Below are 12,000 nucleotides of genomic sequence, written 5' to 3' on the forward strand. Positions count from 1 at the left end.
GTAAGCAAAACCCAACTTTTTGCTTATAAATTCGTTGTAACCAGACTATATGAAACAACTCTGCTTATTTGTTTTACTCAGTGCAAGCCTGCTCATGGTACAGGGTGCCACCATCAGCGGAACCATCCGCGATAAGCAGGGGAATATTCTGGCTTTTTCTTCTGTTCTCGTAAAAGGAACCACACAGGGTGTTTCGGCCAACAGCAAGGGCATGTATTTTCTGCAACTGGAACCGGGTTCGTATACCCTTGTTTGCCAGTATATCGGACACAAATCAAGTGAGAAAAAAATTCAGGTTAACAAAACGGATCAGGTAATTGATTTTGAACTGGAAGTACAACAATACAGTCTGGCTGATGTGGAAGTGAAAAGCGGGGGTGAGGATCCGGCCTATGCCATTATCCGCAAAGCCATTGCCAACAGGGAGCGGCACCTGAAAGAGATTGCGCAGTTTCAGTGCGAAGTATATATCAAGGGACAAATGCAGCTGCGCAGTTTTCCTGCTTCTTTCATGGGCAGGAAGATCGATTTTGAGGATGGCGATACAAGCAAACGCAGAATGATCTTTTTGTCTGAAACCGTGGCCCGCTATTCTGTTCAGCGCCCGGCTAAAGAAAAAGTAGAAGTGATTTCTACCAAGGTAAGCGGACGAAGTGGTGCCTTTGGATTAAGTGAACCGCAGATCATTTCTTTTTATGAGAATAATATTTCCGTGGGCGAGGATCTGAACCCGCGGGGTTTTATCTCACCCATCGCCAATGGAGCGCTCAATTTTTATAAGTACAGATTTGAAGGTACTTTTTTCGAGAACGGAAAAGAAGTGAGCCGCATCAAAGTAATCCCTAAACGCGCCTACGAGCCCGTGTTCAGCGGGTATATCAATATTCTGGAAAACGACTGGCGTATACAAAGTGTGGATCTCTTATTACTTCGCGCGCAGCAGATGCAGTTGCTGGATACTTTGCGCATACAGCAGTTGTATGTTCCCTCGGGAAAAGTATGGGTGATCAAAAACCAGGTCATTTATCCATCCGGTAAAATATTCGGTTTCGATTTCTTCGGCAGTTTTGTACAGGTATATGATAAGTTTGATATGACACCTGCTTTCAAGCCTAAATTTTTTGACCATACTATTCTTAAATTCTACGACAGTTCTAATAAAAAAACGATGGCTTACTGGGATAGTATCCGCCCATTACCTTTACTGCCCGAAGAAATCCGTGATTACAAAAAGAAAGACAGTCTGGAACAGGTAAGGCAGGATCCGCGTTATCTGGATTCGCTGGATGCAAGAAGGAATAAAATACGGTTAAGTGGATTATTATTTTCCGGACAAACATTCACCGTCCGGAAAAGAAAAGAAAGTGTGAATATCCCTTCTCTGTTAAGTACGCTTAACTATAATACGGTGGAAGGCGGTGTGATCAGTTTCTCTCCCCGCTACACCCGCAGATTTGAGGGAAGGAATCTATTAACGGTAAACCCGGATATCCGTTTTGGGTTAGCTAACCGGCATATCAATCCGTCCATCAGCATCAGCCGAAATTTCGGAAAGAAATATTTCCAGAACATAAATCTCTCCGGCGGCAGAACGGTGTTGCAGTTCAATAACGCTGGCGCGATTACACCCCGCATCAATACCCTGTCCACTTTGTTATCTGAGGCCAATTATCTGAAAATATATGAAGCCAATTTCTTCCGTTTGGGATATAGTACCGGCATCGGAAACGGCTTAAGTATCAGTGCCGGTTTTCAGTTCCAGGACAGGTTTGCATTAGATAACCTGGCAGATCCCGTAACCTGGAAAAACCGTTCCGACAGGAGTTTTACACCCAACTATCCAACAGAGATCGCCACCGGTAATATGCCCCGGAACCAGGCCAGTATTTTTACAGCCGGCATTATCTGGCGGCCGGGTGCGGACTATATTGAATTCCCCGATCGGAAAATTGGAATAGGTTCTGACTATCCCACGTTTACAGCTTCGATCAGCAAAGGCATTAACGGATTACTGGGAAGCGATGTGGATTATACCAGGTGGCGTTTCGGCATCAACGATGATCTGGACCTGAAACTGGCCGGTAAATTTTCATACAATATCGCCGCTTCCGGTTTTTTTGATGCTGCCAAAACCTTTATCCCCGATTGGCAGCATTACCTGGGTAACCAAACCATTTTTGCTTCGCGTGAGTTAAGCAGTTTTCAACTGGCTCCTTATTATAAATACAGTAACACTTCCCGCTTTACTGTGGCGGCACATGCAGAATATCACCTCAATGGGCTGATCAGTAATAAGATCCCCGGTTTCAAAAAATTAAACTGGTTCTTCGTTACAGGTGTAAATGCTTTACACATTAACAAAAGCAGTGATTATTACGAACTCCTATTCGGGATCGAAAACATCCTCAAAGTGATCCGTGTCGATTTTGTGCAGGGCTTCGAATCAGGCGGTGGCCGACCCAGCGGGTTCAGGGTGTCGGTGCCGTTCTTTTAAGGAGTGAGTAGTGAGTGGTGAGTGGTGAATGGTGAGTGGTGAATGGACAATGAGTTTTGCCCTTTGGGAAATTCAATACATCGCATTTTATAGTAATACCAAACGAATTCTCTACTCACCACTCACGTCTGACGACTCACGATTCACGTCTCACGATTCCCTATCTTTGTTCCGAAATTTTGGCCACCCTGCAAGTGGCTCCATTAATCACGGAACATTCCTGGAAGGGGATGTCTAAAATGAACATCTATGGCATTATTGCACAACCGCGTGTCTAACGAGGAGCTGAAGCAGCGACTCATGGAAGAAACCTTCTCCAGAACCACCATCAGTTTTTATTGTTATTTCCCGATCGAAAATCCGCAGGAGTTTCGGGATTACCTCTATAAACACCTGCATGCGCTGCAGGTATTTGGCCGTATTTATGTAGCCAAAGAAGGTATTAATGCGCAGATAAGTGTGCCCACTGATAACGTTGACTCTTTTAAAGAATTCCTCTATTCCATTAAACCATTGGATGGCTTACGCCTGAACATTGCGGTAGATGATGACGGTAAAAGTTTCTGGGTGTTGAAGATCAAAGTGCGGGAAAAGATCGTGGCGGATGGGATCGATGATCCGGCTTTCAGTATGGAACGGAAAGGCAGATATGTGAATGCGAAACAGATGAATGAACTGCTGAAGGACCCGGGTACTATCGTCATCGATATGCGGAATCATTACGAATACGAAGTGGGGCATTTCGAAAATGCACTTGAGATCCCTTCCGATACTTTCCGCGAGCAATTACCTATGGCTGTGGATATGATGAAAGGAAACGAAGAAAAAAATATCATTATGTACTGCACCGGTGGTATCCGTTGCGAAAAAGCCAGTGCGTTTATGCTGCACAAAGGTTTCCAGAATGTATTTCATCTGGAAGGAGGCATCATCAATTATGCACGTCAGGCCAAAAGCGAAGAGCTTCCCAGTAAGTTCATCGGTAAAAATTTTGTATTTGACGACAGGCTGGGAGAGCGTATTACGGAAGATGTGATTGCCACCTGCCACCAGTGCGGTAAACCCTGCGATGATCATACCAATTGTAAAAATGATGGTTGTCACCTGCTCTTTATACAGTGCAAGGAATGCGCGGCCGAAATGGATGGTTGTTGCAGTACCGCTTGTAAGGATACGATTCACATGCCGCTAGAAAGACAAAAGGAGATCCGCAAAGGAGTGGACAAGGGCCAGCATATTTTCAATAAAAGCCAGGCCAGGCTTAGACCAAGAATCTCTCCACCGGTCAAATAGATATCTGCATCGGTAAACAGAATATGGCCTTCGGCATTTATCATATTCCCCGAATGTGGTGGTAAACATTTCCTATCTTTCGGCATTAACTGCTGTGAAAAGAACTGCTACCATACTTGTATTGTGCTGCCTGCTGATCTACATGGGAGGTTATCAGTTAATCATGTTTGGCTACCAGCTGGGCATCAAAGCTGATATGAAGGTCTGGCTGCGCCAGCACCGGGAGAATGCGTACACTACTATGTTCAGTTTTACGGCTGCCAATGAAACGATCTCTGACCCTTCGGTTATATGGGAAGAGGAAGAATTTTATTACAAAGGAAGTATGTATGATGTGGTATCTATCGAATATGCCAATGGAAAAGCCACTGTTTACTGCATCAACGATCAAGAAGAAAACAAACTGTCAAAGCTGGCAGAGGAGTTACGGCAGAAACACAGCAAAGAAAGTACCGGCGCCAAATCCGTTTTCCGGAAAATACTGGTAACAGCTTTCGATCTGCAGGAAGAACCGGATACTGCCATGTTGGTGGTGACAGCAAAAAAAACGATTCTACAGAAACTGAGCCAATGGGATAACCCGGTAACAGATATCCTTTCTCCTCCACCCGAATGTGGCTATATTTTATAGGAATCAGATATAGCTATTCTCCAACTTAATAAATGACATGAAACGAATTATATATGTCATGGTTTTTGCCATGACGTTACCTATCATATCCTATACACAGCAGAAAGCAGTGCAGGATACCTTCCAGAAAGACCCCGTCACACTCAGGAATGTAGTGGTGTATGCCAATAAATTTCCTGAATTACTGAAACACCTTACTCAATCTGTTAAAGTTATTAACGATAAAAATACACTGAACAACCAGGCCAATACCGGTGATATATTATTGAATACAGGCGCGGTGTTTGTACAAAAAAGCCAGCAGGGAGGTAGCAGTCCCGTGATCCGCGGTTTTGAAGCCAGCCGGGTATTGCTGATGGTGGATGGTGTTCGGATGAACAATGCCATTTACCGCGCAGGGCATTTGCAGAATGTGATCACCGTAGATAATATGGTTCTGGACAGGATGGAAGTGTTATACGGACCTTCTTCTACCCTCTATGGCAGCGATGCCTTGGGTGGGGTAGTAAATATGTATACCAAGAATCCGCTGCTAAGTACTACCGGTAAAACAAATGTATCTGGTATTGCTGCCATGCGCTATGCCACTGCAACCGAAGAGACGAGGGGGCATGTCGACTTTACCATAGGTGGCAGCAAATGGGCCTCGCTTACATCGGTAACCTATGGGCATTTTGGTAATATGCGTCAGGGGGCCAACCGCCAGTCGGCTTATCCTGATTTTGGCAAGAAAAAATTTACCGTAGGCCGTTATGGAAATACAGACAGCGCATTTGTAAATCCGGATCCGGATAAACAAACGGGTAGTGATTACTGGCAAACTGATATCACACAAAAAATTCTTTTTCAACCCAAAGAAAATACACAGCATATACTCAATATCCAGTTGAGTAATTCGGGTAATGTAAACCGTTACGACCGGTTATCTGAATTTGCGGCCAATGCACCGGTATATGCAGAATGGTATTATGGTCCGCAGATCAGGAATATGCTGTCGTATCAATATTCAGTTAATCAAATGACAGGTTTCTTTAAAGAGCTCCGTCTGGTGGCCAGCTACCAGGATGTGGAAGAAAGCCGGATCACCCGCCGTTTCAAAAACAATAACCGCGATTCGCGTTGGGAGCGGGTGAATGTTTTCGGGTTCAATCTGGACGCAAAACATTACAGTGGTAAAAATGAATTACATCTGGGAATGGAATCTTATACCAACTATGTTCGTTCTACCGCAGAGCGGATGAATATACTGAGTGGTGCTACCAGTAGAATAACCACGCGCTACAGCGATGGTCCTACCAAAATGAGTTCCAATGCCATTTACGCACAGCATATCTATAAGATCAACGATGAGTGGACACTGAACGATGGCCTGCGTTTTAACCTGGTAAACATGGATGCGCGTTTTGCCGATACGGCTTTGATGCATTTTCCTTTTACCAAAGCGGTACAGAACCATGCAGCGGTTACCGGTAACCTGGGGCTTGTATATGCCAGTACCAACCGCTTCCGCCTGGCTTTCCTGTTAAGCAGTGGCTTCCGATCGCCCAATGTGGACGATCTGACCAAAGTGTTTGATACCAAAACCGGCTATGTGGTGGTACCCAACAAGGATCTTAAACCAGAGTACACTTACAATGCGGAGATTAACTGGAACCAGTATGCAGAGAACCTGAGTTTTGGCGGAGCCGTATTTTATACCTGGTTCCGCAATGCGATTGTGGTGGATAAATTTCAGTTTAACGGTTCAGACAGCATTATGTACCAGAACATACGCAGTGGTGTATTTGCTCCGCAGAACAAAGCCAAAGCCTATGTAGCAGGATTTAACCTGAATGTATCCTGGAAACTGGCGGCTTATACCAACCTGGAAGCTTCCTATACATACACCAAAGGAAAATTTACCAACGCAGCCGGTGTTACTGTTCCCCTGGATCATATTCCTCCGGCTTTTGGAAGGGTAGGATTGAAACACAGCAAAGAGAACTGGCAGGCTGAAACCTATCTGCTGTTTAATGGTTGGAAAAGAATCGGCGATTACAATCCCGATGGAGAAGACAACCAGCAATATGCCACGGCCGATGGCATGCCTGCCTGGTATACGCTGAATATCCGTGGACTGATCAAATTAGGTAAACAGGTATCATTACAGGCACAGGTAGAAAATCTGTTCGACAGGAACTACCGTTATTTTGCCAGTGGTATTTCTGCACCGGGCAGAAATGTGATTGTGAGTTTGAAAGCAGGATTCTAACATAAAAAAACCGGGTGAACACCCGGTTTTTTTATCCCTTATATCAGTGGTTAAGTAGTTTGTGAATAGAAGCAGAGATCCGGGTGAGGGTATCTGCTTCACTGATATTTTCCGGTACAAATTTTTTGCCGATTACTTTCTCATAGAGTTCAATATACCGCAGGCTGATGGTCTGGATCCATTCATCGGTCATCTCAGGAACGGTTTGTCCCTCCTTACCCATGAAATTATTAGCTATCAGCCACTCTCTCACAAATTCCTTACTCAGTTGTTTTTGTTTTTCGCCGCTGGCCTGCCTTTCTTCAAATCCATCTGCGTAAAAATAACGGGAAGAATCAGGCGTATGAACTTCATCCATCAGGTAAATCGTATCGCCGATTTTTCCAAACTCATATTTGGTGTCGGCCAGTATCAGCCCCTGCGCGGCGGCAATCTCTTTGCCGCGGGCAAAAAGTGCCAACGTATATCGTTCCAGTACGGCCCAGTCTTCTCTGGAAGCAAGGCCGGTGGCAATGATCTCTTCTTTCGAGATATCTTCATCATGCCCGGCATCTGCTTTGGTGGATGGGGTGATAATGGGCGTTGGAAAGAAATCATTCTCTTTCAATCCTTCCGGCATGGTTACGCCGCATAATTCGCGTTTGCCGCTGCTATAGGTTCGCCAGGCATGGCCCACTACATTACCCCTCACTACCATCTCTATCTTAAAAGGGGTACACCTTTTGCCGATAGCCGAATTGGGGGTAGGCACTTCTACCAGCCAGTTAGGGCAGATATCCCGGGTAGCTTCCAGCATATAGGCAGCTATTTGGTTTAAAACCTGTCCTTTATAGGGGATGGGACGGGGAAGGATGACGTCAAAAGCAGAGATCCGGTTACTGGCGATCATCACGAGCCAATCGTTTCCGATGGTGTAGACATCTCTTACTTTACCGTGGTAAACATTGGTTTGAAAAGGGAATTGAAAGGAAGACATGCCCCAAAATTAGCCAGTGCCTTGATAAATAAGGGATAGTGCACATAATTTTTCTCAACAGACGGTCGTTATTTGTGAACAAATTAAATTTTTATAGAAAACTAACAAGTGCTATTTTTAATTACAATTCATTTAAAACTTGCCTAATATGAGAAGACTATTAACCCATTACGGGTTGTTGGCCGTGGGTGCTATGATCTGTGTATCTGCAACGGCGCAGCAATCAACTACTGTCTCCGGTAGTGTAAAAAACAGCAAATCCAAGGAAGCCATTTCAGCGGTCTCTGTTACCGTTAAAGGTGCTACTACAGGAACATTTACCGATGACAAGGGTAATTTTAAGTTTTCTACAGTGCAGAAACTCCCCTTTACACTGGTATTTTCTTCGGTAGGTTACCTGAACAAAGAAGTGGTTGTAAACAGCAACAATCAGGTCGTGAATGTAGAGATTGATGCTTCTTTCACCCTGGGTGATGAAGTAGTGGTAGCTGCATCAAGGGTTCCTGAAAGAATTCTGGAATCGCCCGTATCCATTGAAAGGATCGGTACTGCTGCTATCCGTAATACACCTGCTACCAACTACTATGATATGATCACTAACCTGAAAGGGGTAGACGTAGTAGCCGCCAGCTTAACTTTCCGCAGCGTTGGTACCCGTGGTTTTAATAACAGCGGTAACGTGCGTTTGAACCAGATAGTGGATGGTATGGATAACCAGGCTCCGGGTCTGAACTTCTCTGTAGGTAGCATCATCGGTTTAACTGAACTGGATGTAGAAAATATTGAACTGCTACCGGGTGCATCTTCTGCATTGTACGGGTCAGGTGGTATGAATGGTACTGTGCTAATTAACAGCAAAAGTCCTTTTAAATACCAGGGCCTCAGCTTCCAGATCAAACAGGGTATCAAGGATATTGATGCTTACCAGCGTCCTAAATCTCCTTTCTACGACTGGACGGTTCGCTGGGCACAGAAAGTGTCAGAAAAATTTGCCTTCAAGATTGGTGCGCAGTTTACACAGGCGCAGGACTGGCTGGCCAACCAAACAGAAAACTACAGCCGTACCGGCGCTGCCAATGGTTATGCTATTCCAGGCTGGAGAGGATCCGATCCCAATTATGATGGTGTGAATGTGTATGGTGATGAAACTTCTCAGAATATCAGCACCATTGCCAGTCAGGTGTTTGCTGCTGCCGGTTTAGGTAGCCCCCAATTGGGTGCGTTTAATGGCTGGCTGGCTGCCAACCCTGGTGCTAAACTGGCCGACTTCAATGGCTTTCTGAATGCTGCCGGGGCAGGTGCACTGGTTACAGCAGGTGTTTCCCCGATTCTTTACGGAGCATCTCCCAGCCGAAATTTGTATAATAACCAGGCTGTGAGCAGAACCGGTTACAACGAGATTGATGTGGTAGATCCCAACACCATTAACTTTAAACTGTCTGGTAGCCTGCATTACAAACTCTCCGACAGAACAGAAGCCATCTTCCAGACCAATTTCGGAACCGGTAACAGTGTGTATACCGGTAGCGACCGTTATTCTCTCAAAGACCTGAAAATGGCCCAGTTCAAACTGGAATTGAAGAGCAAGAACTGGTATCTGAGAGCGTACACTACGCATGAGAATTCCGGTAGTTCTTTCAACGCAACCATTACCACCCGTTTATTTAACGAGGCATGGAAAGCAAGTAGTGCCTGGTATCCTCAATACATGGCAGCCTACGCAACTTTACGTGATGCAGGTCTCGCAAATATAGATGCCCATAACTCGGCCAGAGGTTTAGCTGATCAGGGAAGGCCAACTGGTTTTATCGGCGCCAACCCACTCTTCAAAACTGTAGCAGAAACCCCGATCTCTAAAGGCGGTGGTTTGTTCTTAGACAGATCCAGACTGAATGTATTTGAAGGACAGTATAACCTCAGCGAAGACCTCGGTCTCGTGAAAAGCGGAACCGACCTGCTGATTGGTCTGAGTGCACGCCAGTACCAACTGAACTCACAGGGAACACTGTTTGCAGATACTACTTCTCCTATCAAAATCAATGAATTTGGGGCCTATGCACAGTTGTCACAGAAACTGTTCAACGACCTGTTGAAACTGACTGTTTCAACCCGTTACGATAAAAACTCCAACTTCAAAGGCCGCTTTACACCAAGGGCTTCAGCCGTATTGAAACTGGCCAAAGACCATAACCTGCGGTTCTCTTATCAGCAGGCCTATCGTTTCCCAACAACCCAGAACCAGTGGATCAACCTGCTGGTGGGCGGCGGAACCCGTTTAATGGGTGGTTTGCCACAACTGCGTGATTACTATAAATTCAGTACTAACCCGGCTTATACCCTGGAAAGTGTACAGGCTTTTGGAGCCAGTGCAGCGGCCGGAGCACCTAACACCGGTCTTTTACAACAACAGCAGTTTGGTGAATTCAAGCCTGAATCAAGTCAGTCATTCGAAGTAGGTTACAAAGGCCTGATCGCACAAAGGTTATTGATTGATGTGTATGCATACTGGGCCAAGTATAAAGACTTCCTGAGCGGTGTAACCGTTATTCAGGCAAGAACAGCGCCTACAGGTCCTGCCAGTTTCTTTGATGTACTGGATGCCAATAAGCGCATAGCCTACAGTATCTCTGTAAATTCACCGGGTGATGTAAAAACGACCGGATGGGGTGCTTCTGCTGAGTATATGTTACCTAAGAACTTCTCGGTAAGTGCCAATATCTACCACGATGAGATCGGATCACTGCCTCCCGGTTTTGTGTCTTATTTCAATACCCCTAAATACAGGATCAATGCAACCCTGTCAAATTCCGGATTTGGAAAAGACGAGCGTTTCGGATTTAACATCGTGTACAGATGGGCCAACAGCTTCTACTATGAAGGAACTTTCGGTGCCGGTATGGTGCCATGGATCCGTACGGTAGATGCAGCAGTAAGTTATAAACTGCCTTCCACCAAATCTCTGATTAAGATCGGCGGTACCAATATCTTCAACAAATACTACCGTACAGGATGGGGCAATCCCCAGATTGGCGCATTGTATTATGTGAGCTATGGCTGGAATGTGTTTTAGTGAGCAGGCTTTGAGCTGATAGCTGCGAGCGATGAGCTTAGACCAATTTCAATAATATGAACGATCCCCTGCCGGAAATGGCGGGGGATCGTTGTTTATATAATATATGTCTGAAATGCTGAGATTTTGGACAATTAATAGCTTACGGCTCACAGCTCGCAGCTCACAGCTCATGACCCACAGCTCACAGCCCACTCAAAGCAAGCATTTTTGGTTTTGTACCCGATAATCTTATATTTTTGCTGCTCATTTTAAAACTGTTCAGATGCGTTCTATTGCTTTCAGAGAGGCTTTGCGTGAAGCCATGAGTGAAGAAATGAGAAGAGACGAAAAAGTCTTTTTAATGGGGGAAGAAGTTGCCGAATACAATGGTGCTTATAAAGTGAGCCAGGGAATGCTGGCCGAATTTGGAAGTAAACGTGTGATTGATACCCCAATTGCTGAACTTGGTTTTACAGCCGTAGCAGTGGGTGCGGCCCAGAACGGTCTTCGCCCGATCGTAGAATTCATGACCTGGAACTTTGCCGTACTGGCCATGGACCAGATCCTGAACACTGCTTCTAAAATGCTGGCTATGAGTGGCGGACAGATCGGTTGCCCCATCGTTTTCCGCGGGCCCAACGGCAGTGCGGGTCAGCTCGGTGCACAACACTCTACCGCTTTTGAAAGCTATTATGCCAATATTCCCGGTATCAAAGTGGTATCCCCATCCAATGGGTATGATGCTAAAGGTTTGTTGAAACAGGCGATCCGTTACGAAAAGGATCCGGTGATGTTTATGGAGAGCGAAGTGATGTATGGCGATAAAAGTGATGTACCTGATGAGGAATATTATATCCCTCTTGGTAAAGCTGATGTAAAAAAGCAGGGCCGCGATGTAACCCTGGTTTCCTATAATAAAATGATGAAAGTAGCACTGGCTGCAGCAGCAGAGCTGGAGAAAGAAGGGATCAGTGCAGAAGTGATTGATCTGAGAACCATTCGTCCGCTGGACTGGCAGACCATTCTGGAAAGTGTGAAGAAAACCAATCGCCTGGTGATTGTGGAAGAGCAATGGCCTTTTGCCTCTGTTTCTTCAGAGATTACTTACCGGATCCAGAAAGAAGGATTCGACTACCTGGATGCACCTATCCGCCGCATCAACAGTGCCGATGCGCCTATGCACTATGCACCCAACCTGGCGGCCCTGGCAATGCCGGATGTAACCCGCACGGTGAAACTGGTAAAAGAAGTGATGTACCTGAAAAAATAAGCTTCAACGAAATAGTAAAAACCCGGACCCAAC

Annotated in this window: 7 protein-coding genes; 6 read left to right on the forward strand and 1 reads right to left on the reverse strand. The window is 45.5% G+C overall.

Annotated features, from left to right (window positions below; all coding sequences use genetic code 11):
- Positions 1 to 49: 49 nt before the first annotated feature.
- The 4 genes from AC1RNB_RS01960 (at position 50) to AC1RNB_RS01975 (ending at position 6,669) form a co-directional block, all read left to right on the forward strand.
- The gene (locus tag AC1RNB_RS01960) at positions 50 to 2,494 is read left to right on the forward strand and encodes a DUF5686 and carboxypeptidase regulatory-like domain-containing protein (RefSeq protein WP_493080229.1); all 2,445 of its coding nucleotides are present in this window, start codon (positions 50 to 52) and stop codon (positions 2,492 to 2,494) included.
- Between the two features lie 249 nt (positions 2,495 to 2,743).
- Positions 2,744 to 3,787 carry an oxygen-dependent tRNA uridine(34) hydroxylase TrhO gene (gene trhO / locus AC1RNB_RS01965; RefSeq protein WP_493080231.1) on the forward strand — a complete coding sequence of 348 codons (1,044 nt, stop codon included), beginning with the start codon at positions 2,744 to 2,746 and terminating at the stop codon, positions 3,785 to 3,787.
- A 94-nt stretch (positions 3,788 to 3,881) separates the two neighbouring features.
- The gene (locus tag AC1RNB_RS01970) at positions 3,882 to 4,418 is read left to right on the forward strand and encodes a hypothetical protein (RefSeq protein WP_493080233.1); all 537 of its coding nucleotides are present in this window, start codon (positions 3,882 to 3,884) and stop codon (positions 4,416 to 4,418) included.
- Positions 4,419 to 4,455: 37 nt separating this feature from the next.
- Positions 4,456 to 6,669, forward strand: a complete 2,214-nt coding sequence (locus AC1RNB_RS01975) for a TonB-dependent receptor plug domain-containing protein (protein ID WP_493080235.1) — start codon at positions 4,456 to 4,458, stop codon at positions 6,667 to 6,669.
- 43 nt (positions 6,670 to 6,712) lie between these two features.
- Here the strand turns inward: AC1RNB_RS01975 and AC1RNB_RS01980 are convergent, their stop codons facing one another.
- A complete protein-coding gene (locus AC1RNB_RS01980; protein ID WP_493080237.1) occupies positions 6,713 to 7,645 on the reverse strand; it encodes a phosphoribosylaminoimidazolesuccinocarboxamide synthase in 933 nt (310 codons plus the stop codon).
- A 148-nt stretch (positions 7,646 to 7,793) separates the two neighbouring features.
- Between AC1RNB_RS01980 and AC1RNB_RS01985 the strand changes: the two genes are divergently transcribed.
- Positions 7,794 to 10,715 carry a TonB-dependent receptor domain-containing protein gene (locus tag AC1RNB_RS01985; RefSeq protein WP_493080239.1) on the forward strand — a complete coding sequence of 974 codons (2,922 nt, stop codon included), beginning with the start codon at positions 7,794 to 7,796 and terminating at the stop codon, positions 10,713 to 10,715.
- A 265-nt stretch (positions 10,716 to 10,980) separates the two neighbouring features.
- The gene (locus AC1RNB_RS01990) at positions 10,981 to 11,967 is read left to right on the forward strand and encodes a pyruvate dehydrogenase complex E1 component subunit beta (RefSeq protein ID WP_493080241.1); all 987 of its coding nucleotides are present in this window, start codon (positions 10,981 to 10,983) and stop codon (positions 11,965 to 11,967) included.
- The last annotated feature ends 33 nt before the right edge of the window (positions 11,968 to 12,000 follow it).

The sequence above is a fragment of the Sediminibacterium sp. GW821-FHT12F12 genome, from assembly GCF_058806635.1.

Coding starts and splice junctions, on each gene's coding strand:
- AC1RNB_RS01960 (WP_493080229.1), top strand. CDS start 50: ATGAAACAACTCTGCTTATTTGTTTTACTCAGTGCAAGCCTGCTCATG.
- AC1RNB_RS01980 (WP_493080237.1), bottom strand. CDS start 7,645: ATGTCTTCCTTTCAATTCCCTTTTCAAACCAATGTTTACCACGGTAAA.
- trhO (WP_493080231.1), top strand. CDS start 2,744: ATGGCATTATTGCACAACCGCGTGTCTAACGAGGAGCTGAAGCAGCGA.
- AC1RNB_RS01990 (WP_493080241.1), top strand. CDS start 10,981: ATGCGTTCTATTGCTTTCAGAGAGGCTTTGCGTGAAGCCATGAGTGAA.
- AC1RNB_RS01975 (WP_493080235.1), top strand. CDS start 4,456: ATGAAACGAATTATATATGTCATGGTTTTTGCCATGACGTTACCTATC.
- AC1RNB_RS01985 (WP_493080239.1), top strand. CDS start 7,794: ATGAGAAGACTATTAACCCATTACGGGTTGTTGGCCGTGGGTGCTATG.